The organism is Vibrio sp. JZG120 (genome assembly GCF_053890955.1).
This window is the reverse complement of sequence record NZ_JBSRRK010000001.1, coordinates 535,282-560,628: the sequence shown is the minus strand read 5'-3', so window position 1 is coordinate 560,628 and position 25,347 is coordinate 535,282. Positions and strand designations below refer to the sequence as shown.

Here is a 25,347-nt window from a genome sequence, read left to right as displayed (position 1 = left end):
TGTCGCTAATCCAGTAATTAGCTAAGTTGAATGGTCATGTTTGGACCGCTTGGAATGTCATCTTCAAACCAACGCGCAGTGACAGTTTTCGTCTCGGTGTAGAAGCGAACCGCTTGTTTACCGTAAGCATGCAGGTCGCCGTAGAAGCTGCCTTTCCACCCCGTAAATGAGAAGAACGGCAATGGCACCGGAATCGGCACGTTGATGCCTACGTTACCCACTTCAATATTGTGTTGATACTTTCTCGCGGCTGCGCCATTCGCCGTAAAAATAGACGTACCGTTACCAAAACGATTCGCGTTGATTAGCTCAATTGCCGCATCTAAATTGTCGACTTCCATCGTCAGTAATACTGGACCAAAAATCTCTTCCTGATAAATCGACATGTCAGTAGTCACGTTAGTGAATAGCGTTGGTCCCACCCAGTTACCGTTCGGGAAGCCAGGTACTTGGCAATCTGTCCCATCCAGAACACAGTTCGCGCCAGACACTTTGCCTTCATTAATCAGATTAACCACTCGCTGCTTCGCTTGCGGGCTAATCAGTGGGCCATAACCGGCAGTTTCATCGTCCCACGCCCCTGGCTGAACTTGAGCTAACGCCTCTTTAAGCTCTGGAATCCACTCTTTGCTTTCGCCGACAAATACTGCCACCGAAATCGCCATACAGCGTTGGCCTGCGGCACCGACTGACGCGCCAACTAGGTTATTGATGACTTGCTGCTTGTTTGCATCTGGCATGATGACCATGTGGTTCTTCGCACCCGCAAATGACTGCACGCGCTTTAGGTTGTCCGTACCCGTTTTGTAGATGTACTCACCAACTGGCACTGAGCCAACAAAAGAGATCGCACGAACGACTGGATCAGTCAGAATGCGATCGACTTGCTCTTTGGTGCCGTGAACAATTTGCAAAACACCTTTTGGTGCACCTGCTTGTTCAAACAGCTCCGCCAGTTTCATTGCCGTTAGTGGCACTTGCTCTGACGGCTTCAAAATAAAGGTGTTGCCACAAGCGATCGCCATTGGGAACATCCACAATGGAATCATCGCAGGGAAGTTAAACGGAGTAATACCCGCACAAACACCGAGCGGTTGAATGTAAGAGTAACCATCAATATTGGTTGCGACGTTTTCCACCGTTTCACCCATCATTGAGCTACAAATGTTCGCCGCTTGTTCTACGACTTCAATCCCGCGCCAAATGTCACCCTTTGCATCCGCAAGAGTTTTGCCTGTCTCACTTGAAAGCAGTATCGCCAACTCATCGTGTTGCTCTTTTAGCAAGTGTTGGTAGCGCAGCATCAATCTCGCACGCTCCGGAGCGGCAACTTCTTTCCAACGCTTGAACGTTTCCGTTGCGCTAGCAATCGCCGCATTCATTTCCGATTCCGTGGCACAAGGTACTTGCGCAATCACTTCGTTGGTTGCCGGGTTAGTTACATCTAGCCATTGTTTTGAGTCGGAGATGGCAAATTCACCACCGATATACTGCTTTACTTGTTCTGTCATGATGACATCCTTGTATTTTTCAGCTTGTTACTGACTACTGTTATGTAAGTGAAACTTTGTTGAGAATGAATTAGCAGGTTTCAATCGCGATGGCGGTTGCCTCGCCGCCACCAATACAAAGCGATGCAACGCCACGTTTACCGCCTGTTTGTTTAAGAGCATGGATCAACGTCACGAGGATTCGGTTACCACTCGCACCAATTGGATGCCCCAACGCACAAGCGCCGCCGCGAGGGTTCACTTTGCTCGCGTCCAGTTCGAGTGTCTTCACCGCGTATTGAGTGACAACAGCAAAGGCTTCATTGATTTCCCAAAGGTCCACGTCTGATTTGTCCCAGCCCGTTTTTTCCAACAGCGTTTCAATCGCGAAGATGGGGGCGATGGTGAACTCATCAGGCTGTCTTGCATGCGTGCTGTACGCGACAATTTTGGCTAGAGGTTGAAGGTTTTCCAGACGGCCAAATTCACTGTCGACTAAGATCATTGCCGATGCACCATCAGAAATAGAACTTGAGTTGGCTGCCGTTACGCCGCCATCTTTAGCAAACGCAGGGCGTAAGGTAGGAATTTTAGTGACGTCGAGTTTACTCGGTTGCTCATCGTCTACAACCAAGGTGTCACCACGTCGACTTTTTACGTTAACAGGCACGATCTCTTCTTTGAACAAACCTTGCTCAATCGCTTGCTGCGCACGAGTCACCGACCGCTGCGCCCATGCATCCATACTTTCACGGCTGAATTGGTACTTTTGCGCGGTTTGTTCGGCAAAGACACCCATCAATTCGCCTTGGTAGGCATCCTGCAAACCGTCATAAAACATATGATCAAGCACTTGCTCATGGCCTAAGCGGAAACCATCACGCGCTTTCTTAAGTAGATAAGGAGAAGAGGACATGTTTTCCATACCGCCAGCGATAACCGCGTGCGCGTTACCAGATTGAATAAGATCATGTCCCAGCATGACGGTTTTCATACCCGAACCACAGACTTTGTTCAGTGTCGTACAACCGATCGATTGTGGCATTTCTGTTTTAAGACTTGCTTGTCTTGCTGGCGCTTGCCCCACGCCAGCAGGTAAAACGCATCCCATCAACACTTCGTCTATTTTTTGCACATCGAGTTGGCTTTCGGCTAGTGCACCTTGGATGGCTTTCGCACCGAGTTCCGTGACATCTGTTGAAGCTAATGCACCTTGAAAAGAGCCGATAGGCGTTCGCTTGGCGGCAACAATCCATGTTTCATTTTTCATTCCATTAACCTTTTGTTGACGTTTACGTCATAACTATACTAACATTTACGTTAACGTCAAGTTTGAGGTTATTGTTTGTTCGAGTGATTATTTTATTTCGAGTAAATTAGAGTGATATCAAGGCTCAAGAGTGGATGTTGTTTGTTTACTTTAACGTTAACGAATTGTATATTCGTATGAATGTTATACGAAAGTCGTAAGGTTAAGGAATGAACACATTTAAGATCAGCGAGCTCGCGAAAGAGTTCGACATTACTACCCGAAGTATTCGCTTCTACGAAGATTTAGGTCTCCTAACTCCAGAACGTAAAGGCAACACACGAATCTACAATGGTCGCGATCGAATTCGACTAAAACTGATTTTGCGAGGTAAGCGATTGGGCTTTTCTCTTGCAGATATCAAAGAGTTATTTGAACTCTACGATACCGATCAAAGTACTGAGCAGTTGAACTATATGATTCGGTTGATCGAAGAGAAGAAGGCAGCATTGCAACAGCAAGCAAACGACATTCAAGCGGTAATGATGGAGTTAAATGCTGCGCAGTTGCGATGCCAAAACACACTGAGATCCATGAAAGGCGAAAAAGTCACCTAACACCTCAACTCTGGGATGTAGGTGACGTAAAGGCAAGGACACGCAATGAAATCTACCTACTCTTCCCTGAACTTTGTTTATGACGAAAATACCGATTTGCTTCGCGAGCAAATCAATAGTTTTGCTGCAAGAGAAATTGCGCCGCTAGCGCAATCTATCGACCAAACTAACGACTTTCCAAACCATCTTTGGTCCAAATTAGGTGACATGGGTCTTTTAGGTGTGACCACCAGCGAACAGTTTGGTGGTGCGAACATGGGTTATCTCGCCCACGTTATCGCTATGGAAGAAATCAGCCGAGCATCCGCTTCGGTTGCATTAAGTTACGGCGCTCACTCCAATCTTTGTGTCAACCAAATCCACCGCAACGGTACACAAGCACAAAAAGAGAAATACCTACCTAAGCTCATCTCCGGTGAACATATCGGCGCCCTTGCAATGAGTGAACCCGGCGCCGGCTCTGATGTGGTCTCTATGCAGCTTAAAGCGGAACGTAAAGGCGATATTTTCCTGCTAAACGGCAACAAAATGTGGATCACAAACGGCCCTGATGCACACACCTATGTTGTCTACGCCAAAACCGACCCAAGCCAGCACTCCAAAGGCATCACGGCGTTTATTGTGGAACGCGGCTTTCCTGGATTTACTCAAGCACAAAAACTCGACAAGTTGGGTATGCGCGGCTCGAATACGTGTGAGCTGGTCTTCCAAAACTGCGAAGTCCCTGCGGAAAATATTCTCGGCGAAGAAAACCAAGGTGTGAAAGTGTTGATGAGCGGTTTGGACTACGAGCGAGTGGTGCTTGCCGGTGGCCCGCTTGGCATTATGCAAGCATGTATGGACATCGTTGTGCCTTATATCCATGACCGCAAACAATTTGGCAAATCCATCGGTGAATTCCAGCTTGTTCAAGCAAAAATCGCCGATATGTACACGCAAATGAATGCCGCAAAAGCCTACGTTTACGCCGTCGCTGCCGCTTGTGATCGTGGTGAAACCACACGTAAAGACTCTGCTGGTGCGATCCTCTACAGCGCTGAGCTGGCAACCAAGATGGCACTGGATGCGATTCAATTACTTGGCGGTAACGGCTACATCAACGAGTTTGATACGGGCCGTTTACTTCGTGATGCCAAGCTGTATGAAATCGGTGCGGGCACTTCAGAAATTCGCCGCATGCTTATTGGTCGCGAATTGTTTAACGAAAGCGCCTAATAATCAGCCCAGGCGTTCTGACTAAAAAACATTTTCTTAATCAACCCAAATCTTATTCAACCTAAATAAAGACGGGTGTTCTCACCCGTTTACCGAATGGAGATCGGCTATTTATGGCTTGTTTGACGACCAATATTAATACCCATTCAGAGCAGTATCAGGAAAACTACCGATCTATGGCGTCTCTTGTGGATCAACTCTATACCGTGACCGCGCAAATCGAAGATGGTGGCGGCGAGAAAGCAAGAGAGCATCAGCAGAAGAAAGGCAAACTTCCGGTACGCGAGCGTATTCTTGCCCTACTCGACCCTGGTTCATCCTTTCTAGAAGTTGGTCAGTTTGCTGGCTGGGATGTGTATCCAGATTACGTTCCATGCGCTGGCGTGGTTGCTGGCGTGGGTGTAATAGACGGCACCGAGTGCATGATCGTTGCCAACGACGTGACGGTAAAAGGCGGTAGTTACTACCCGCTCACGGTTAAAAAGCACTTACGCGCACAGGAAATCGCAGAGAAGTGTCAGTTGCCTTGTGTTTACTTGGTCGACTCTGGCGGTGCTAACCTACCCCGCCAAGATGAAGTCTTCCCTGATAAAGACCACTTCGGACGTATTTTCTACAACCAAGCTCGAATGTCAGCCAAGGGCATCCCGCAAATTGCAGTGGTCATGGGGCTATGTACCGCTGGCGGGGCGTACGTTCCTGCCATGTGTGATGTTTCCATCATAGTCAAAGAGCAAGGCACGATCTTCTTAGCGGGCCCTCCTCTGGTAAAAGCAGCAACAGGAGAAGAAGTCAGCGCGGAAGATCTTGGTGGCGCAGACGTTCACTGCCGTACGTCTGGCGTAGCCGACTATTATGCAGAAAATGATCACCACGCGTTAGAGCTGGCAAGACAAGCGGTCTCTCAAATCAACCACTTGAAACCCGTCCAACTCAAGCAAAAAGCGCCACAGGAACCACGCTTTACTGCGCAAGAGCTGTACGGAATCGTCGGAACCGATCTTAAAAAGCCGTTTGATGTTAAAGAGGTCATTGCCCGAATTATTGATGATTCACAATTTGATGAATTTAAAGCCTTGTTCGGTGAAACCTTGGTCTGTGGCTTTGCCCATATTCACGGCATGCCGATTGGCATTGTCGCTAACAACGGGATTCTATTCTCAGAGTCGGCGCAGAAAGGCGCGCATTTTATTGAGCTGTGCGCACAACGCAAAATTCCTCTGCTTTTCTTGCAAAACATCACTGGCTTTATGGTCGGTCAGAAGTACGAAGCAGAAGGCATCGCCAAACATGGTGCGAAAATGGTAACTGCTGTTGCGTGTGCAGACGTGCCAAAGTTTACCGTGGTTATTGGTGGTTCGTATGGCGCAGGCAACTACGGCATGTGCGGCCGAGCTTATGATCCAACCATGATGTGGATGTGGCCAAACGCGCGCATCTCCGTCATGGGCGGCGAACAAGCGGCTGGCGTAATGGCGCAAGTGACCCGCGATATCAAAACGCGCAAAGGTGAAAGCTGGAGCACTGAAGAAGAGGAAGCGTTCAAACGTCCTATCGCGCAGCAGTACCAGACTCAAAGCCATGCTTATTACGCCAGTGCTCGCCTGTGGGACGATGGGATTATTGATCCTGCAAAAACCCGTGATGTTGTGGGTATTGCTCTATCTGCTGCGCTTAATGCACCAATACCAGACAGCAAATTTGGCATCTTCCGTATGTAGTCGGATACAAAGCAAAACCCTAACTCCTCGCTATCCATCAATGATGAATAAAGTGCTGATTAGCGAGTATTGGAATATCAGACTGAAATGTCAGACAAAGGAAGTCACATGACCGGACTACTGCTTGAAAAAGACAGCAATGGCGTTGCCTGGTTGAGCCTGAATCGGCCAGAGAAACACAACGCGTTTGATGATGAATTGATTGCTTCACTTATCGAAGCTTTGGAACAACTTGAGCAAGACGACTCTCTACGCGCGTTGGTACTCACTGCGCAAGGAAAACACTTTTCTGCCGGTGCGGATCTTGGCTGGATGCAGTCAATGGCCACCAAAACAGAGAGTGAAAACCTGCAAGACGCACAGCAACTAGCAAAACTTTTGCATACGCTGGATACCTTTAGCAAACCAACCATTGCTATGGTGCACGGCGCTGCATTTGGCGGCGCACTTGGGCTTATCTGCTGCTGCGATATCGCAATCGGTACACCTGAAAGTCGCTTCTGTTTGAGTGAAGTGAAGCTCGGTTTATTACCCGCTACCATCGGACCTTACGTAATCCGAGCGATTGGACAACGACAAAGCCGACGCTACTTTTTAACCGCGGAACTGATTGATGCAGAGACTGCGCTTTCGATGAACATTCTTCATCTAATCGATCCCCAGCCAAAAGAGGCGGTCAACCGTATGGTTGAGCACCTGCTTAATAATGGCCCGCAAGCGATTCAGGCAGCAAAAGCACTCTGCTTACGTTGTGATAACCAACCTATCGACCACTCATTAATTGAATACACCAGCCAAGCCATTGCAACCGCCCGCGTGTCCAGCGAAGGACAAGAAGGACTAAGTGCATTTTTTGAAAAGCGCGCCGCCAATTGGAGGAATCATGTTTAAAAGAATACTGATCGCAAACCGCGGTGAAATTGCCTGCCGAATCATTAAAACCGCAAAACACATGGCTATCGAAACGGTTGCTGTTTATTCCGAAGCGGATCGCAGCAGCTTACATGTAAAACAGGCGGATTTTGCCGAGTTTATTGGGCCGGCTCCGGCGAGTGAATCGTATCTTGATATCGATGCGATTATCGGCACTGCAAAAAAATGGCAAGCCGATGCTATCCACCCCGGGTATGGTTTTCTTTCCGAGAACCCAAAACTAGCCAAAGCGTGCAGCGAAAATGGCATTGTTTTTATTGGCCCTTCCACCAGCGCAATTGAAGCAATGGGTTCGAAGTCGCAAGCCAAAGCCATCATGTCTGAGGCGAACGTGCCCTTGGTTCCCGGCTATCACGGCACAGACAACAGCGTTGAGCACTTATTGGCTGAAGCAGAGAAAATCGGTTATCCAGTGATGCTTAAAGCAACCCAAGGGGGCGGCGGTAAAGGCATGCGAGTGGTCAACAGCGCCGCCGAAATGCCCTTGGCCATCGACGGTGCGCAGCGTGAAGCGCTTTCAAGCTTTGGCGATAAGCAGCTTCTAATCGAAAAATGCATATTGCAGCCGCGCCACGTTGAAGTTCAGGTATTTGCTGACCAACATGGCAACTGTGTTTACCTTTCTGACCGCGACTGTTCCATTCAGCGTCGTCACCAAAAAGTAGTCGAAGAAGCGCCTGCTCCCGGTCTTAGTGATGAACTGCGTAAACAAATGGGTGAAGCGGCGGTTCAGGCAGCCCAAGCAATCGACTATGTTGGCGCTGGTACGGTTGAATTCTTACTTGATAGCCGCGGTGAGTTCTACTTCATGGAAATGAATACCCGTCTGCAAGTTGAACACCCTGTCACTGAATCAATCACCGGCGTTGATTTGGTTGAATGGCAATTCAAAGTTGCGGCTGGCGAGCACTTACCGATCTCGCAATCTGAAATCACCCACAACGGTCATTCAATCGAGCTGCGAATTTACGCCGAAGATGCAGACAACGACTTTATGCCGTCGACTGGACGCATTGATTATTTAAAAGAACCCGTATCAGACAGTAATGTGCGCCTAGCTTGTGTACGTGTTGATAGCGGTGTTACTCAAGGCGATACCATCAGCGAATACTACGATCCGATGATCAGCAAACTGATCGTTTGGGGGCAAACTCGTAATATCGCTCTAAAGCAGCTTAAGCAGGCGTTAACTCAATATCACGTGCGTGGAGTGACGACAAACATCGGTTATCTGCACAGTATTGTTTCGCAGCCAGCCTTTGCCAACATTGAGCTTAATACAGGTTTCCTCGTCACACATCAACAAAGCATAAATGAGCAGCAAAGTGTGTCAGATTCTATATGGCTAACGTTGGCGGCAGTTGCTCACTGGAATGATCTCATTTCAAAATCAGACAGCTCAACGTTACCCGCGCCAACCAAACGAGGTTTTAGACTGTCAGTTGACAACGTTTATCGATTTAACTTCACGGATGCCAATGCCAACCATCAGGTACGTTTGCAACAATCATCGCAAGATACAGGATCTCACTTCACTATCCGATGCGGCGAGGAGTTGCATCAAGTCATCCTGCTTGAAAGTGAGAGCCAGTTTATCGTCGATATCGATAGTGTGCGTTACACCTTTAATGCGCTCAACAACGAGCAAAAGACGACACTGTTTTATCTTGGTCAGCAACGTACCTTTGCTCACCAACCAAGTTTTGAATCCGCAAAAGGTCAAGACGATGAACTTAGCCCAACCGCGCCACTGAACGGTGTGATCTCGGCGGTCATGGTGAATAAGGGAGACGAAGTAGCGGCTGGCGATCCGCTGTTAGTTCTCGAAGCGATGAAAATGGAATACACCATCACCGCTCCAGTAGCAGCGATCGTTGATGAAGTGTTTTATCAACACGGAGACCAAGTTCAGCATGGTTCAATACTGCTGCATTTAGCTTCGATACCCGAAAATACTTATGTCGATAAGGAGCGCGAGTATGCTACCAGCGAAGGTTAATATCGTCGAAGTTGGTGCTCGCGACGGCCTGCAAAACGAAACGGCAGTGACGCTGGTTGATAAAATCCGTTTGATCAATCAGCTAAGCAACAGTGGCTTAAAGCACATTGAAGCAGGCTCTTTCGTCTCACCAAAATGGGTGCCTCAAATGGCCGATTCCGATCAGGTGTTTGCTGGTATCACGCAAAAGCCTGATGTGGTTTACAGTGCGCTAACGCCAAACCTAGCCGGGTTAGAACGTGCGCTGGAAAGTGGTGTAAAGCAAATTGCGGTATTTGGCTCCGCTTCGGAAGCGTTCAGCCAAAAGAATATCAACTGCAGTATTGCCGAAAGCCTCTCTCGCTTTGAGCCCGTTATCGAACTCGCACAGCAGCACAACATACCTGTGCGCGGGTACTTGTCTTGCACCATGGTTTGCCCTTACGAGGGAGTAATCAAGCCAGAGCAAACTACCAAGGTCGCAAATACACTGTTTGATATGGGATGTTATGAGATTTCGCTCGGTGACACTGTCGGTAAGGCAACGCCTAATCGTGTCATTGCCATGCTGGATTCGCTGTTAACGCAACTGCCGAAAGACGCGTTAGCCGTGCACTTCCACGATACCTACGGGCAAGCACTAGCCAATATTTACCAAGCCTTGTTAATAGGCATCAACACCATTGATAGTGCGGTTGCTGGTTTGGGCGGCTGCCCTTACGCCAAAGGAGCCAGTGGCAATGTTGCAACGGAAGATGTGCTTTATCTGTGTGAGCAACTTGGGATTGAAACGGGGATTGATCTCAACATAATCAACCAAGCAGGTTGGCAAATTTGCCGAGCCTTAGGTAAACGGCCGATGTCGAAAGTGGCGTTAGCATTGGGTGATCCAAACAGCTTGTAAATTGCTCAACCTACGATAAACAACTACAAACGAGCATGTTTAATAACATGCTCGTTTTCTTTGAGTCGATTTAATCTAACCGAAACACTAAACAGAAGCGTGCTTTTCCTCTGCAAGGGTGTGGCATCCCAACTTCGCGATCATATTAAGCAAATCACTTTTCTGAACTGGTTTTGTCAGGTAATCATCCATACCTAATGCGATACTTTTTTGTTGCTGCTCTTGCATCGCATGTGCAGAAAACGCGACGATTGGACACCAAGGAAACGCACCACTTTCCTGTAACTCACGAATGTCTTTTGTCACGCCAAAACCATCTTTGTTTGGCATAGAAATATCGGTAATCACCAAGTCCGGAGAAAGCTGTTTATAAAGTTCAACGGCTTCAACACCATCTTCCGCCAACGTCAGTTTAACACCTGTGTCTTGCAACATTTTTTCAATCAATATTCGATTGATATGGCTGTCTTCTGCGACTAATAGGTGCAGGCTAGAAAAGTCAGGGTTCTCATCTGAGGAAAGTTCTCGACGCTTTTGTGTCTTAGTAGAAAACAGAGCTTGCAGTTTATGCTGCGTGACCGGTTGCGGCAATAAACGATCCCGCTCGCACGACCATGCCTGCCCTTCCTCCATCACGCAAGGTGCAAGGAACAGTACCCGTTTGGCGGCGGATTCTGTCGCATCAAGCTCATAGAGCGCATCTCTATCTTGAGCATTGTTTACACTCGCGAGGATACGATCAAAACCATCCAATTTTTTACCCAAAGACTGCGCAGTTGACCAATCGCTGGCATGAGTAACTTCAATGCCAATCTCTTGAGCTAAATGTATCAAGTGTTGCACGCGCGGTTGATAATCATCAATCAACAATAGTCGATTTGCACTCAGCTCTATCGGATCGGAAAGAAGCTGACTTTGCTTAGGCAACTGCAAACTAAAGCTAAAACACGACCCTTTTCCAAAATCTGAATGCACACAAAGCTCGCCGTTGTACATGCTGATCAAACGTTTTGAGATTGCCAACCCCAAGCCTGTACCTTCATGGCGTCTTGTCGCGGAGGTATCGACCTGCTCAAACTTATCCATAATATGAGCCAATCGATCTTCGGGAATACCAATGCCCGTATCACTCACGGAAAAATCAAAACCGTGCTCACTTTCTCTGACTTTGAGTAGCACATGACCTTCATCCGTGAATTTCACCGCATTACCGATCAAGTTAAGCAAGATTTGATTAATCCGACCTTTATCACCGACCACGACCGTATTCATGGCCAATGGCATATCAACCAACAACTTGAGGTTCTTTTTATCCGCCTGATAAGCACACAAAGCGGTGCAGCTCTCGACGAGTGAACGCAAGTCAAACTCCTCTTCAACTAACGTCAACTTGCCCGCTTCTACTTTGCTGTAGTCAAGGATGTCGTTAATGATCGTCACAAGGTTGTTGGCAGATTTGTGCAGCAAGAGTAATAACTCCCTTGGCTCTCGACGGTTTTCGTTCTCAAGCAATATCTCGCTGATCCCCATGATCGCGTTCATTGGGGTGCGAATCTCATGGCTCATGTTCGCCAAAAATTCCGATTTGGCTTGCATCGCCTTTTTCGATTTATCTAAAGCAGACGACAGACGCCTCTCCATCCTTCGCCTGTCGGTGATGTCACGCTCTACCGCAATAAAACGTAACAGCCCGCCATCTTCATCAAACACAGGAGAGAGCTCCAACTCGACCCAATACGGGTGCTTCGACTTGGTATAGTTGAGTATTTCAACCCTAATAGGAGAGTGCTTACGGACACTTTTTGAGAGCAATGCCACCGTATTTGGGTCTGTGTCTGGCCCTTGGAGTAACTCGCCCGGCGATTTGCCAATAACTTCTTCCAACGTATATTCGGTTAGCTGTTCAAACGCAGGATTTACCCATGCAATAGTGCCGTCAGGGTGAGTAATGATGATGGTATCACGCGCATGTTCAGCAACCTCAGCAAGCTGCGATATTTTGGCCGATAACTGTTGCTGGGTGTGATGCTCTTGCTGAAGTTTAGTTTGCGCTTGCGCTAAAGAGCGTGACATTTGGTTAAACGCTTCGCCAACACGTGTAACTTCGTCATTGCCTGAAATCGAAATTTGCGAACCCGGACCTTGCTGTGAAACCTTGATTACCCCAGTACGAAGAAGATCGAGCCGCTTCATCAAATAGCTACCGAGAGCATACGAAAACATGGCCACCAGCGACATTTCAATAAAGGCGATAACCAAACTTGCATGAGTCGCAAATGAAAGAACTTGATGTACATGTTCAACATTCACACCCATTTCAACCTTACCGAAAGTCTGCTCTCCAAGAGTAATCTCTTGCGCAACATCGTAAACTCCATCGGTCACATCAAACGGTCTCACACCAGTATCAACACCGCTGTAATCCCCCTGTAGCGTCAGCTCGATGCCATCTTGGTTAACAATACGAATATAAGCCAGCTCGCGCTCACTCACGACAGAGCGAGCAAAACTGTCTAGATAGGCTAAGTCCGTCGCAATCACCGCATCTCTCGACGCCTGAGCAAATACACTCACCAAGTGTTGGCTCCCAACCTCGAGGCTAGTCTCGTTGGAACTTTCCAACCAATTAAGCCCACTAATGATGAGTACACCGAGCGCAAGGGCCTCAATAAGAGCAATGCCAAGTATCGTTTTCGAACGCAGCGTCATAGGACAACCATTTATCTTGAGATTCCCAATTGAACAACATCTTGCCAATCTTGGTCTTGTGCAAGCTGTAACCCGTCAATGTTGAGTAAAGTAAAACTCTCCTGTGCTTTTGGATCATCATTAAGTTGCGAAATTGCCTTTCGTAAGGCAAGAGTAATCTCTTCATCGACATTATTTGAAACCGCAATAGCATGAGGCGTATAACCAGCAGTTGTATAAATGATGCTAAGTTGGTCTTTTATTTCACTCGGTAAGCTCTCAAAGGTACGCTTCACGCCACCACCAGCAATGTACAAACCTTTAAGTACCCCCAAATAGACTGAGTCGTGCGAACCAACGTATTTAGGCGTAAACTTGATGCCTTTCTGCGCCAACTCTGATTGTGTGATGATAGAGGCAGCAAATGCTCGTGGAGCAGGAAAAGCGATGGTCTTTTCTTGCAGCTCATCAAGGGAAACCGGCTTCCCTCGCCTTGCTACAATAATGCCTGTAATGCGCTTATTTTTCGCTCTTGCTAACGCCGTATAACCTGGGTTTTGATTCACCAAGGTAAAGTGATATGGGTTCATGTATGCAATGTCGTAGGCTCCAGCCATCAAGCGTGCTTCGAACGTGGGAATATCACGTGCCGTGGCAAACTTAATCTCAACGCCAGCAAGATCTCCCCAACGTTGCAGTAATGGCTGCCATTGTTGCACTAGTTTGGTCGCCGACTGTTGCGGTACGACACCAAAAACAATGGAAGGTTGAGCAACGACAGAAGGTGACCATGTGAATAACACCATAAGCAACGTAAATATTCGCTTGTGAAGCCGCCAAATCAACGTCTTTAGTTGGGAGTTCAACAAAATCATCTCCTTATGTTTGTCTTTCGTTAAAGATAGATAGCTATCTGAAAGATTGCGAATTATCGGATTAAATTGCCTCGTGTCTCAGATACCATTTATACTCAAATGAACACCTACAACAGGAGCAGGTAAATGCTTATTACATTTCGTTGCCATAGCCACTCGAACGTCACTATGTTTGGCGATATTGCGATAAAGATGATCAAAATGATGGGCCATAGTGGCTCAGTACCAGGGTCTATTTCCGCTCAAGACATCCCTGATGCTCTATCTAGATTGACCTCCGGTCTCGCAGCACAAGAAGCGATAGAGAAGAACAACAGTCAAGCAATGGAAGAAGATGAGGAGCAAGAGGAACAAACGGTCAGTTTAGGACGCAGAGCATTTCCACTTATTGAGCTTTTAAAATCGGCTATTAAAGAAGAGTGCGAAGTGATGTGGGACAGCCAATAAATGCTCCAAATCAAGCTGTGGAGAGGAAAGCAACATCCAATCTATACTTTCCTCCCCTGCTAAAAGGAACTTACCCAATTCACTTCACTTCTCTATTTGAATGACTCTTAACGAGTGCTTACTCAAAACTAACCTATTGAATATAAATCAGTGATAAACATCTGATTTAATAATAAAAATCTCCTATTGACTGAAACACTCACTTATCATTGTGACCTCAACTGCAAACCATTAATGGAATGATTGTTATGTCAGAACTGACTCGGATGCGCTCTGGAGAAACCTATAATTGCCTGGATGAAGAACTAAAGCTAATGCGCGCCAAAACTGCGCAGCTTGTCTTCCAATTTAACCACGAGCCAAACCCAGGTATCCGTAGACAACTATTGGCGGAGATGGGCGTCCAATTAGAAAACAGCTCCTGTATAGAGCCACCGCTTCAACTTACCTACGGTTGCCACTTGTCCATCGGGGAAAACACCTACATCAACTGGGATGCCATTATTCTGGACAATGGGCAGGTTGAGATTGGCGCGAACGTCATGATTGGGCCTAGAGTGCAAATTTACACAGCCGCTCATTCACTGGATACACAAAGACGCTTAGCCGGAGATGAGATCGCCAAGCCGGTAAAAATCGGCAATAACGTTTGGATTGGTGGGGGCGCAATCATACTGCCAGGCGTGACCATTTGCGATGAGGCCGTCGTCGGCGCTGGCTCTGTCGTAACCAAAGATGTTGCGCCAGGCGATCGAGTTGCTGGAAATCCGGCGCGCTCCATTAAACCAAAAAACTGAAGAAAGTCGCTATTTTGCCAAATGATCGCGAATAATGTTGGCAAGCAAATTGAGAGCATGGACGTATTTGTCATTAAGCTCAAAAGAAGCGTTAAGACGAATACAGTGATCGTATTGTTCTGTCAGGCTGAACATCTTTCCCGGTGCGATGCTGATATTATCTTTTAGCGCTTCTCGATATATCTGCAAGGCGTCGATATGCTTGGGAAGCTCTAACCAAATAAAGTACCCGCCGCTTTGGCTTAACACTTTGACTTCTTCAGGTAACAGCTCATTAAGCAGATTCGTCATCTTACTTTTACGTTCAAACAGCTTTTTCCGTAACTGCTTCAAATGCGATTCATAATTGCGGCTTGTTAAATAGTGCACCAATGTCATTTGCACTGGTGCACTCGTCGCTAATGTACTCATTAGCTGTAACTTTTGTACCTCTAGCGCCCGCTTTCCCGCCGCAACCCAACCAATACGTAGCCCTGCGATTAATGATTTTGAAAACGAGGAGCACAACATGGTATTGCCCGTGTCATCAAACATTCTTAGTGGGTAAACCGAGTCATTCCCGGCATGCAGCTCGCTGTACACATCATCTTCAATCACTGGCACGTTATATCGCTGTGTCAGCTCAATCAGCTTTTGTTTTTTCTCGTTGGAAAGCGTAAAACCCAGAGGATTTTGGAAGTTCGACATCAGCCAACATGCTTTCACATCGTGTGTTTGCAGCGCTCGTTCCAATGAGTCTAGGTCAATACCCGTGACTGGGTCTGTTCTTACAGAGAGCGCTTTCAAACCTAACCGCTCTAAGGATTGCAATGCGCCATAGAATGCAGGCGACTCCACAACCACCCAATCTCCCGGTCTTGTGCAGGCTTGCAAACTGAGCGTTAACGCCTCCAGCGCGCCTGCCGTAATGACAATTTCATCGGGTGAAATTTCAATGCCTTTCGCAGCATAACGCTTCGCGATGATGGTGCGTAATTGTTCGTTTCCCGGCGGTAAGTTATCAAAGGTGGTGGAAATCGGCATATTGCGAGCGGCTGCGCTCATCGCCCGATTCACGTGATATCGTGGGTACAAACTTGGATCTGGATAGGCAAAGCCAAAATTGATCATGGATGGGTTTTTACTCGCCTGCAGCACATCAAAGATAAACTCATTGATGTCTACCTGCTCTGTCCACGAGACCGCTGCTGGCGCTTGGGGTTCATTTGAACTCTTAATATAGGGAGCAACTCGATAACCAGATCGCGGCTGTGACGTTACCCAGCCTTGAGATTCCAGAATTTGATAAGCGTGCAATACCGTCATCAAGCTCAAACCCGAGTGTTCAGATTGGCGACGCAGAGAAGGCAGCTTGTCACCCGGATGCCATATCCCCGATTTTATCTGCCTTTTAAGCTGTTCCACTAACTCTTGATACTTCGCCACACGCGAATCCCCCTCCATAAAGCTGAATTCAAAATAATAACACTTCAATATTTAATCTGTTATAGGTTTATAGTCACTGTCTGTACCTACTTCCCTCATTCCGCTCCTTTTAAAATAGCTCTCTCATAAAACTTAAAAGATCAAAGGAAGTTTAATGTTTGGCCTCGACGCATTTATGCTTGCACGGATACAGTTCGCCTTTACGGTATCCTTTCATATTATTTTCCCCGCTATCACCATAGGTCTAGCCACCTATCTCGCCGTGCTGGAAGGCTTATGGCTAAAAACACGTAATCCCGATTACCAAAAGCTCTATCACTTCTGGTCGAAAATTTTTGCGGTTAACTTTGGGATGGGCGTTGTATCTGGCCTTGTCATGGCCTATCAATTCGGCACCAACTGGAGTGGTTTCTCCGACTTCGCTGGTTCTATCACTGGCCCATTACTGACTTATGAAGTGTTAACGGCTTTCTTTCTCGAAGCTGGATTTCTTGGCGTGATGCTATTTGGTTGGCGTCGCGTCGGCGAAAAGCTGCACTTTTTTGCAACCTCGATGGTGGCGTTAGGCACGATCATTTCGACGTTCTGGATTCTCGCCTCCAACAGTTGGATGCAAACGCCACAAGGCTATGAAATTGTCGACGGACGTGTGGTGCCAACCGACTGGTTTGCTATCGTTTTCAATCCTTCATTTCCTTATCGTTTGGCGCACATGAGCGTCGCGGCTTTCGTTAGTTCCGCACTCTTTGTAGGCGCGTCAGCCGCTTGGCATTTATTGAGAGACAATCAATCGACTGCGGTAAAAACGATGTTTTCGATGTCGCTCGGGATCTTAGTGTTCCTTGCGCCACTCCAAGCCGTGATTGGCGATGTACACGGGTTAAACACTCTCAAACACCAGCCCGCCAAAATCGCTGCCATCGAAGGACATTGGGATAACAGCGATGGCAAACCAACCCCATTGATATTGTTCGGCATGCCAAACATGGAACAAGAACGCACAGACTATGCCTTAGAAATTCCTGTTCTAGGAAGTTTGATCCTACGCCACAGTTTAACTGAGCCAATCCCGGCGCTGAAAGACTTCCCGAAAGAGGAACGACCGAACTCACCTATCGTCTTTTGGTCATTTCGAATCATGGTCGGACTAGGACTTCTGATGATTTTTCAAAGCTTCTACAGCATGTGGTTACGAAAAAAGAACACGCTTTATACCTCGCGTTGGTTCCTCAAGTTTTCATTGTTTATGGGGCCATCTGGTCTTATCGCAATACTCGCTGGCTGGTTTACGACAGAGGTTGGTCGGCAACCTTGGGTCGTGTATGGCGTACAAAAAACGCGTGATGCGGTTTCTGCACACGGAGACCTACAAATGAGCATCAGCCTGCTGTGTTTCCTTGTTGTATACAGCTTGGTATTTGGTTTTGGTTATTACTACATGATCCACCAAATCAAGAAAGGCCCCGATGCAATCGAACACGATGAGCACGACATGACGACCGTTTCAGGCCGCATCTAGAATTTGTCACAAAGTGAAGGTAGAAAATATGCATTTTGATTTATCTGTGATTTGGTTCGCGATCATCGTTTTTGCCACTTTGATGTACATCATCATGGACGGCTTCGATTTGGGGATTGGAATACTGATGCCCTTCATCAAGGATGAAAAACAAAAAGACGTCATGGTCAACAGTGTCGCGCCAGTTTGGGACGGCAACGAAACTTGGATTGTGCTTGGAGGCGCATCTCTATTTGGCGCTTTTCCGATGGCTTACGCGGTAATTATTGAAGCGCTAACCATCCCTTTGACGTTGATGTTGATTGCTTTGATCTTTCGTGGCGTCGCGTTTGAGTTTCGCTTTAAAGCATTGGAAAACCACTTAAAGTTCTGGGATCGCTCTTTTATGGTCGGCTCGATTTTAACCACGTTTTTCCAAGGCATCGTTGTTGGCGCGGTAATTCAAGGCTTTGCGGTGGAAAACCGCGTTTTCGTAGGTAGCCAACTAGACTGGTTCACCCCTTTTCCTATCTTTTGTGGTTTGGGTTTAGTCGCAACGTACGCGCTACTTGGTAGCACATGGCTCATCATGAAGACGGAAGGTGAACTGCAAAACACGATGTATCGCTTCACTAACAAAACACTACTGGCGATGATCTCCGCATTAGTCATTGTGAGCGCTTGGACCCCACTTGCTTACCCTGCCATTGCGGAAAGATGGTTTTCTCTGCCGAATTTGTTCTACTTACTGCCCGTACCTGTCATTACTGGACTGGTATGTTTGAAGATTGCTGACTCCGTTAAAAAGCGTAAAGAGCGCAGCCCTTTCGTGATGGCATTGGTGATCGTGATTCTCGGGTTCGCTGGGCTTGGCATCAGTATCTGGCCAAATATCATTCCTCCTAGCATATCAATATGGGAAGCAGCGGCTCCTGCAAGCAGTCAGCGCTTTATGCTCGTTGGAGCGGTGATCATCATCCCGATAATTCTGGCTTACACCTTTTGGAGTTACTACGTCTTCTCCGGAAAAGTAAAAGAAGGCGAAGCGTACCATTAACGAATTAATGAGGAGTGAGTATGAAAATCAAAAATTGGTGTCGCCAATGGGCGTGGATGGTTGGAATTTGGATCGCTAGCGTCGCTGCATTAGGGTTAGTGTCTATGTTATTTCGCGTCATGATGACCGCTGCAGGATTAAAATCTTAGCTCGGCACTTTTAAGTCAATAAAAAATGGGGACCTCTAGCTCTTGCGTTAGGAGCTAGAGGCGTTTACATTCAAGTCCGACTTTTTACGTGTGCAGACAATACGATAGTAGATTCTGAACCACGAGCCACTTCAAAATAACCACCAGCATGAGATAGCTGACGAGCCGTCAATTTTTCTTTGCCCAGCTTTTCAAACCAATAAGGCGCTAATGAGCACTGAGCTGAGCCTGTGGCAAGATCTTCTGAAATACCGATTTTAGGTGCAAAGTAACGCAGCACATAGCCACTATCAGAGCTTTGAGCCGTCACGATGACTGCATGAAACTCATCAATTTTAACCAGCTCATCAAAGTTAGGTTTATAGTGAGCAACATCATCTTCGGACTCGAGAACAACAACCAAATCACGCGTTGTAAAAGCATCTACAGGGCGATTGGAAAAGCCTGAAATATCCAAGGGGATGGCATGAGGCTTAGCTTGCCAACTTGGCATCACGATCCTGTACATTCCACCCAGTTCCGTAACGGTAATATGACCATACTGGCTTTTTAGAATGACCTCATTCTGATGATAGTTGGAAATGATTGCAGCGCCTGCGCCCAAACTTCCGTGTCCGCATAGGTTGCTCTCTCCTGCTAGGCTAAACCAGCGAATGTGGTAGTCACTGCCAGACTGAACCACAAATGATGTGACAGGTTGAGCGACCTGATGAGTGATTTGAAGTAACTCAGAATCACTCAGCCAGTGATTTAGTTCGACAACACCACAAGGGTTACCTTGAGCCAATTCATCACAAAATACATCATATACTTGCGCTTTAATCATCCATCATCCTTGCGGTTTAACGCTGCACTAAGTTGTGAACAACGCTATCATTAACCCGAAACCAAAAAATGACAAGCCTCGGGAGTCCCTCTTAAATGCTTTGTTAGTCTTTTTATGCATCTATCTTGGCTAGTTCAACCGTAAAACCCATGTTTTGCAACCGTCTACTGTGATGACGCAGGTTTACTTTTGAAAAAATGGCAAGTGCACTTCACCTTTCTTCTTGTTTCTTAGGGGTGATTATATCGGCCTCTTCGTAGCCTTCTTTGATCAAATATGCAACGACATTAAGCTTCATTTTATCCCTCACCACTCCTACACATAAGCAACTAATATCTCATCAAAGTTCTCCATATGGTATGACATCTGTCATAAATATTACCAATCGTAATGAATAGCTTTATCCTATTAAATCCACTAAATGGCTTTCATTAAACTCTGATAGCTTTCGCAGCTTTAGACTGGCTTCATTAAACTCTTGGTAGAACTTATCAGGTTGAGGTATCACGACTGTTTTTATGTTTGCTCGTGTTGCCGCAAGCATACCCGAATAAGAGTCTTCAAAGGCAATACAGTTACTTGAATCTACACCTAGTTTATTGATTGTTGAAAGGTAGACATCTGGCTCTGGCTTGCACTTTTCTACATCGTCTGACGATGATATCGCGTCAAAGTAACTGGCAATACCGAGTTTGTTCAAAATGGTGGGAATGAGTTGATAAGGTGAATTAGTAGACAGCCCTATCTTAAATCCTTTTTCCTTAAGCAATTTGAGTGTTTCTGTAACACCCTCTAATTCGCATCCTTTTTCAATTATTAATGCCTCCACTTTATCCACAACAGCATTCTCTACTTCCTCTAGGCTCTTTTCTTGCCAAGGATTACGTTCATACCAAAACCTTGTTACTTCACCTGTCGTCATCGTTGCAGTCTGCTTTGATAATACTTCGGTCACTTGGACGCCAACTGATGAAAACACCTGCTTTTCAGCTTCCTTCCACAAAGGTTCTGAATCAATCAGCAACCCGTCCATATCAAAGACCGCAGCGTATATCATTGGCACATCCTCAGTAAGTTCTATTCGTTGAGTAAGGTTTGTCTATTCAACCAAAGCATAGCTTTGCATATAGCGAGGGAGAGTATCACATTTGCCTGGGGCTATCAGAGCCAGTTCGATAACTCATCTTTAAGCCTCAACATGACTGATGTTCGTGACTACTTTTAACGCCAGCTTATTGAGATTAGACGCCTCCCAAGCAACGACAACACGACTGGTTAGGGGGATATCATCAATCTCGGCGACTGTCGCGGAATCATCGAGATGTTCAGCCAGTGAGCGCGGAACGAGAGCAATACCTAGCCCTGCCTGCGCCATGGCAATCGTCGTACGAAGTTGCGGTGCTGCGAACTGTGGTTCGAGCCTTACTCCTGCGTCGGCAAAAAGTGTGCTCATGCCATCAAACAATGCAGGTCCAGTCTCTCGTGGAAACAGTAAAATTTTATGGCCTCTCAACTGTTTCATCTGGATACAGGGATATTTTGCCAGTTCGTGCCCCGCCGGAATCACCGCGACAAAAGGGTCGTTAAACAACACCTTGTGCTCAAAAGGCTCACTGGCGTAACAGGGTAGCCGCATGATTGCGAGATCAAGTTGTTTGCTTTTTAACTGAGCGGCAAGCTCTGGCATTGACAGTTCCGCCGCCTGTAAATGAACCCCATTCTCTTGAATACGCCCCACCCTCTCTAATACCTTAATGCAGGTTGATGTTGACGTTGCGAACCCGATTTTAACCTGCGTATTTTCACCACGGGCAATCTGTCGGGCTTTTGCTTTAGCGCGTTCCACATCAGCAAGAATATTTACCGCATCCGTATAGAAGACTTGCCCAGCATGGGTCAGTTCTACCCCTCTAGACAAGCGCTTAAATAGGTCCACACCAAGCTCGTGCTCTAACTTTTTGATTTGTTGACTTAAAGGAGGTTGCGCAATCCCTAACTGTTCAGCGGCTCGGGTAAAGTGACGAGTCTCGGCGACCGCGACAAAATACTTCAGGTAGCGAAATTCCATATATTTTCCATATCAAAATAAATCTTTTTTATATTGGATTTAGCACCTTGTAGAAGTCAATCTAAATATACTCTTCATTGCATAACTGGTCTTACTCATGCGTGGATTTTATAACCCTCTATGTGCTTGTTCGCTTGAAGTAGCGAAAGAATTTTCTGAATACCATCACGTTACCGGAGATGGTGAGATTTATCAGACTTCGTTAATGAGTGCTTTGATCGCTGGTGTTTACGAAGGCTCAACAACCATAGAAGAACTCCTGAAACATGGTGATTTTGGTTTAGGTACGTTCAATGAATTGGATGGTGAGTTGATTGCGTTTGATAAGGAAGTTTTTCAACTCAAGTCGGATGGCTCCGCAAACCCGGCAGATCTGGCGCAAAAAACGCCCTTTGCTGTCATGACTTTTTTTAAGCCTGATATCGAGCTGCCACTAACATCGCGCATGTCACGTCATGAAGTCCATAGCCTCATAGACGACATGGTTCCAAGTGACAACCTATTTTGCGCAGTGCGCATTGATGGCGTTTTCGATTCAGTTCGTACTCGCACCGTACCTAAACAAACACGCCCTTATCGGCCAATGCTTGAAGTGGTCAAAGAACAACCGACATTCCGCTTCACGCATAAGCAAGGCGTGGTCGCCGGCTTTCGCAGTCCTAAATATACGACTGGCATCAATGTACCCGGCTATCACGAACATTTTATTACCGATGACCGCCAAGGAGGTGGTCATATCCAGGATTACAGCATTTCGTCAGGATTTCTCCAGATTGGCAAAGTCTCACGGCTAGTGATTGATACCCCAGTATCGACAGACTTCCTCAACGCCAATTTGGCTCCGGAAGATATAAATACCACCATAGAAAAGGCGGAAAAGTAACAAAGTCAGGCAAATAATAAGGACAACAAATGCAATCCAAACCTTCAAATAAAAATGGAGCTCAGTTGATCGCTCAACAGCTAGAGTCTCTCGGCATTAAGTACATTTTCGGTATTCCCGGTGCAAAAATCGATCGACTGTTCGATGCGATTGAAGACACTAACATCCAAATGATTCCGGTACGTCACGAGGCTAACGGCGCGTTTATGGCGGGCGTTATGGGAAGACTAACCGGCAAAGCAGGCGTCACAATGGTTACGTCAGGTCCAGGCTGTGGAAACCTAGTTACAGGGGTGGCAACAGCAAACTCCGAAGGCGATCCGCTGATTGCTATCGGTGGCGCTGTGAAACGAACTGACCAGCAAAAACAAACACACCAGAGCATGGATACCGTCAGTATTTTTCGCTCTATAACCAAGTTCAGTGCCGAAGTGCAGCATGTGGACGCCGCAAGCGAGATCATGGCGAACGCATTTCGTATCGCAGAGTCAGGTCGTCCTGGGGCTTGCTTTTTGAGTCTCCCCCAAGATGTTTTATCCGAGCAAACCCAAACGGACATTATTGTCCCCTCGCCTTACACACAGCCTGGTTGCGCAGACATCGCAGCAATCGAAGAAGCGGTCAGTCGAATCAGTAAAGCAAAGCGCTGTGTGGTTTTACTTGGCCTTCACGCGAGCCGCAGTAAAAACGCTGCTGCTATCGCCCGATTTCTTCAAAATACGCAGCTACCCGTTGTCGGCACTTACCAAGCCGCCGGCACGGTAGACATCAATTACTATCATCACTTTGCTGGGCGTGTCGGTTTGTTTAATAACCAACCTGGCGATGTTTTACTGCGGGACGCCGATTTAATTCTCACCATCGGCTTTAGCCCAATAGAGTATGACCCTGAGCTTTGGAACAGCCACCGCAAACCAGTGATTCACCTCGATATTGAACCAGCAGAATACCAACTTAATTATCAACCTTGTGTTGAAATCGTCGGAAACATTGCGCAGTCATTAGACAAAATGGGCAGCTATATCTCTGAATATGCTCGCCTTTCCCCAACGGCACTTTCGGTACTGGAAGAGGTAGCACTGCAACGGCAAGTGATCAAGACCTATCCCAATGTCTATAACAAGCAAGGGTTTCATCCACTGGCGTTAATAAAAGCTATGCAATCTATCATCACACCAGATACCACGCTATGTCTTGATATGGGGAGCTTCCACATCTGGATCGCTCGTTACTTAAGTTGTTTTCGAGCTCGCCAAATGCTGGTGTCTAACGGCCAACAAACGATGGGCGTTGCACTGCCATGGGCCATTGGTGCCAGCCTACTAAAACCTGGTAGTAAAGTGGTATCGATATCGGGAGACGGCGGTTTTATGCAATCGAGCATGGAGTTAGAAACCGCGGTTAGACTGAACTGCAATATCGTCCATATTGTGTGGGTTGATAACGCCTACAACATGGTAGAAATGCAAGAGATCAACAAATATCAGCGCTGCTCTGGTGTGAAATTTGGACCAATTGATTTCAAGGCGTACGCCGAATCATTTGGCGCGAAAGGCTTCGCAGTGACTAGTCAACACGAATTGCTACCGACATTGAATAGAGCCATGGACGTTGAAGGACCAGCAGTGGTGGCTATCCCCGTAGATTACAGCGACAACGACAAACTGATGTTGCCGCGCACAGAGAAAAATCAAGATCCCGTTTTTGTAAGTTTCGAAGGAGAAATCGCATGAGAGGATTAAAAAATAAAGTCGCACTCGTCACTGGTTCTGCCAATGGTATTGGTTTGGCCATCGCAAAACGTCTGTATGAAGAAGGCGCAAACGTCGCTCTTGCCGATTGGAATGAAGAGCAGTTGGCAAACGCCGTTGAGGGCTTTGATAAACAGCGCGTGTCTGCGCATTCCATTGATGTTTCTGATCCAGACAAAGTCGCAGCACTGATTTCTGATGTTGTTACCCGTTTCGGTAAACTGGATATTTTAGTAAACAATGCCGGCGTACATGTCCCTGGTTCAGTGATTGAAGGTAGTGTGGAAGACTGGAAGAAGATCTCTGGTGTAAACATTGACGGCGTCGTTTATTGCGCGAAGTTTGCGTTACCTGAACTCTTAAAAACGAAAGGTTGTATGGTGAATACCGCGTCCGTTTCTGGTTTGGGTGGTGACTGGGGTGCCGCATTCTATTGCGCGAGTAAAGGCGCTGTGGTCAACCTGACTAGAGCGATGGCATTGGACCATGGTGCGGAGGGTGTAAGAATTAACGCCGTATGCCCAAGCTTAGTAAAAACCAACATGACGAACGGCTGGCCGCAGGAAATCCGCGATAAATTCAATGAGCGCATTGCGCTCGGCCGAGCAGCCGAACCTGAAGAAATTGCGTCTGTCGTGACTTTCTTGGCAAGTGATGACGCATCTTTCATTAATGGCGTAAACCTACCTGTAGACGGCGGTGCCACCGCATCAGATGGTCAACCTAAAATAGTATAAGCATTAACACTGACTGAGCAGAATCTTTAACTGTAAGAT

The 25,347-nt window shown here is 46.9% G+C and carries 23 protein-coding genes; 14 read left to right on the top strand and 9 right to left on the bottom strand.

Features of this window, described 5'->3' with window-relative positions; all coding sequences use genetic code 11:
• Positions 1-17: 17 nt before the first annotated feature.
• Together ACWPOD_RS02420 and ACWPOD_RS02415 are read right to left on the bottom strand one after the other, a co-directional pair.
• Positions 18-1,511: a CoA-acylating methylmalonate-semialdehyde dehydrogenase gene (locus tag ACWPOD_RS02420; protein ID WP_456231529.1), complete on the bottom strand. Its 1,494-nt coding sequence runs from the start codon at positions 1,509-1,511 to the stop codon at positions 18-20.
• Positions 1,512-1,581: 70 nt separating this feature from the next.
• Positions 1,582-2,760 carry a thiolase family protein gene (locus ACWPOD_RS02415; RefSeq protein ID WP_456231528.1) on the bottom strand — a complete coding sequence of 393 codons (1,179 nt, stop codon included), beginning with the start codon at positions 2,758-2,760 and terminating at the stop codon, positions 1,582-1,584.
• A 209-nt stretch (positions 2,761-2,969) separates the two neighbouring features.
• Here ACWPOD_RS02415 and ACWPOD_RS02410 point away from each other — a divergent pair, with 209 nt between their 5' ends.
• The 6 genes from ACWPOD_RS02410 to ACWPOD_RS02385 all read left to right on the top strand — a co-directional run bounded on the left by ACWPOD_RS02410 (position 2,970) and on the right by ACWPOD_RS02385 (position 10,107).
• Positions 2,970-3,356 carry a MerR family transcriptional regulator gene (locus tag ACWPOD_RS02410; RefSeq protein WP_005373242.1) on the top strand — a complete coding sequence of 129 codons (387 nt, stop codon included), beginning with the start codon at positions 2,970-2,972 and terminating at the stop codon, positions 3,354-3,356.
• A 45-nt stretch (positions 3,357-3,401) separates the two neighbouring features.
• Positions 3,402-4,571 carry an isovaleryl-CoA dehydrogenase gene (locus ACWPOD_RS02405; RefSeq protein ID WP_456231527.1) on the top strand — a complete coding sequence of 390 codons (1,170 nt, stop codon included), beginning with the start codon at positions 3,402-3,404 and terminating at the stop codon, positions 4,569-4,571.
• A gap of 113 nt (positions 4,572-4,684) precedes the next feature.
• Positions 4,685-6,292, top strand: coding sequence for a carboxyl transferase domain-containing protein (locus ACWPOD_RS02400; RefSeq protein WP_456231526.1), 1,608 nt, complete (start codon positions 4,685-4,687; stop codon positions 6,290-6,292).
• Between the two features lie 108 nt (positions 6,293-6,400).
• Positions 6,401-7,183, top strand: coding sequence for an enoyl-CoA hydratase/isomerase family protein (locus ACWPOD_RS02395; RefSeq protein ID WP_456231525.1), 783 nt, complete (start codon positions 6,401-6,403; stop codon positions 7,181-7,183).
• A complete protein-coding gene (locus ACWPOD_RS02390; protein ID WP_456231524.1) occupies positions 7,176-9,224 on the top strand; it encodes an acetyl/propionyl/methylcrotonyl-CoA carboxylase subunit alpha in 2,049 nt (682 codons plus the stop codon). The genes ACWPOD_RS02395 and ACWPOD_RS02390 overlap by 8 nt, the downstream gene beginning before the upstream one ends.
• Positions 9,205-10,107, top strand: a complete 903-nt coding sequence (locus ACWPOD_RS02385; RefSeq protein WP_456231523.1) for a hydroxymethylglutaryl-CoA lyase — start codon at positions 9,205-9,207, stop codon at positions 10,105-10,107. The genes ACWPOD_RS02390 and ACWPOD_RS02385 overlap by 20 nt, the downstream gene beginning before the upstream one ends.
• Before the next feature lie 87 nt (positions 10,108-10,194).
• Here the strand turns inward: ACWPOD_RS02385 and ACWPOD_RS02380 are convergent, their stop codons facing one another.
• On the bottom strand, positions 10,195-12,816 hold the full coding sequence (locus tag ACWPOD_RS02380) for an ATP-binding protein (protein WP_456231522.1): 2,622 nt from the start codon (positions 12,814-12,816) through the stop codon (positions 10,195-10,197).
• An 11-nt stretch (positions 12,817-12,827) separates the two neighbouring features.
• Entirely contained in the window at positions 12,828-13,664 is an 837-nt protein-coding gene (locus ACWPOD_RS02375) for a phosphate/phosphite/phosphonate ABC transporter substrate-binding protein (RefSeq protein WP_456231521.1), read from the bottom strand.
• 132 nt (positions 13,665-13,796) lie between these two features.
• Here ACWPOD_RS02375 and ACWPOD_RS02370 point away from each other — a divergent pair, with 132 nt between their 5' ends.
• Both ACWPOD_RS02370 and ACWPOD_RS02365 read left to right on the top strand, forming a co-directional pair.
• Positions 13,797-14,117: a DUF1840 domain-containing protein gene (locus ACWPOD_RS02370; RefSeq protein WP_104972442.1), complete on the top strand. Its 321-nt coding sequence runs from the start codon at positions 13,797-13,799 to the stop codon at positions 14,115-14,117.
• Between the two features lie 248 nt (positions 14,118-14,365).
• Entirely contained in the window at positions 14,366-14,914 is a 549-nt protein-coding gene (locus tag ACWPOD_RS02365; protein WP_456231520.1) for a sugar O-acetyltransferase, read from the top strand.
• 9 nt (positions 14,915-14,923) lie between these two features.
• On the opposite strand, the gene ACWPOD_RS02360 is transcribed toward ACWPOD_RS02365, so the two are convergent.
• On the bottom strand, positions 14,924-16,339 hold the full coding sequence (locus ACWPOD_RS02360; RefSeq protein ID WP_455722162.1) for an aminotransferase-like domain-containing protein: 1,416 nt from the start codon (positions 16,337-16,339) through the stop codon (positions 14,924-14,926).
• 154 nt (positions 16,340-16,493) lie between these two features.
• On the opposite strand from ACWPOD_RS02360, the gene ACWPOD_RS02355 reads away from it, so the two are divergent.
• Genes ACWPOD_RS02355 through ACWPOD_RS02345 form a run of 3 tightly spaced genes read left to right on the top strand, consistent with a single transcriptional unit; the run spans position 16,494 to position 19,043 of the window.
• A complete protein-coding gene (locus tag ACWPOD_RS02355; RefSeq protein WP_045545446.1) occupies positions 16,494-17,858 on the top strand; it encodes a cytochrome ubiquinol oxidase subunit I in 1,365 nt (454 codons plus the stop codon).
• A gap of 28 nt (positions 17,859-17,886) precedes the next feature.
• On the top strand, positions 17,887-18,894 hold the full coding sequence (gene cydB / locus ACWPOD_RS02350) for a cytochrome d ubiquinol oxidase subunit II (protein WP_150916824.1): 1,008 nt from the start codon (positions 17,887-17,889) through the stop codon (positions 18,892-18,894).
• Between the two features lie 20 nt (positions 18,895-18,914).
• Positions 18,915-19,043, top strand: coding sequence for a DUF2474 domain-containing protein (locus ACWPOD_RS02345; RefSeq protein WP_150916826.1), 129 nt, complete (start codon positions 18,915-18,917; stop codon positions 19,041-19,043).
• Positions 19,044-19,113: 70 nt separating this feature from the next.
• Here the strand turns inward: ACWPOD_RS02345 and ACWPOD_RS02340 are convergent, their stop codons facing one another.
• The 4 genes from ACWPOD_RS02340 to ACWPOD_RS02325 all read right to left on the bottom strand — a co-directional run bounded on the left by ACWPOD_RS02340 (position 19,114) and on the right by ACWPOD_RS02325 (position 21,937).
• The gene (locus ACWPOD_RS02340) at positions 19,114-19,869 is read right to left on the bottom strand and encodes a PhzF family phenazine biosynthesis protein (RefSeq protein WP_456231519.1); all 756 of its coding nucleotides are present in this window, start codon (positions 19,867-19,869) and stop codon (positions 19,114-19,116) included.
• A gap of 112 nt (positions 19,870-19,981) precedes the next feature.
• Positions 19,982-20,050 (bottom strand): hypothetical protein, encoded by a 69-nt coding sequence (locus tag ACWPOD_RS02335; protein ID WP_318652618.1) that lies wholly within the window; start codon positions 20,048-20,050, stop codon positions 19,982-19,984.
• A 219-nt stretch (positions 20,051-20,269) separates the two neighbouring features.
• Positions 20,270-20,926, bottom strand: a complete 657-nt coding sequence (gene hxpB, locus ACWPOD_RS02330; protein ID WP_456231518.1) for a hexitol phosphatase HxpB — start codon at positions 20,924-20,926, stop codon at positions 20,270-20,272.
• Between the two features lie 129 nt (positions 20,927-21,055).
• A complete protein-coding gene (locus tag ACWPOD_RS02325; RefSeq protein WP_048624919.1) occupies positions 21,056-21,937 on the bottom strand; it encodes a LysR family transcriptional regulator in 882 nt (293 codons plus the stop codon).
• A 97-nt stretch (positions 21,938-22,034) separates the two neighbouring features.
• Between ACWPOD_RS02325 and budA the strand changes: the two genes are divergently transcribed.
• Genes budA through ACWPOD_RS02310 form a run of 3 tightly spaced genes read left to right on the top strand, consistent with a single transcriptional unit; the run spans position 22,035 to position 25,308 of the window.
• Positions 22,035-22,820, top strand: coding sequence for an acetolactate decarboxylase (budA, locus tag ACWPOD_RS02320; protein WP_456231517.1), 786 nt, complete (start codon positions 22,035-22,037; stop codon positions 22,818-22,820).
• A gap of 29 nt (positions 22,821-22,849) precedes the next feature.
• A complete protein-coding gene (alsS, locus tag ACWPOD_RS02315; protein ID WP_456231516.1) occupies positions 22,850-24,553 on the top strand; it encodes an acetolactate synthase AlsS in 1,704 nt (567 codons plus the stop codon).
• Positions 24,550-25,308 (top strand): SDR family NAD(P)-dependent oxidoreductase, encoded by a 759-nt coding sequence (locus ACWPOD_RS02310; protein ID WP_005392589.1) that lies wholly within the window; start codon positions 24,550-24,552, stop codon positions 25,306-25,308. The genes alsS and ACWPOD_RS02310 overlap by 4 nt, the downstream gene beginning before the upstream one ends.
• The last annotated feature ends 39 nt before the right edge of the window (positions 25,309-25,347 follow it).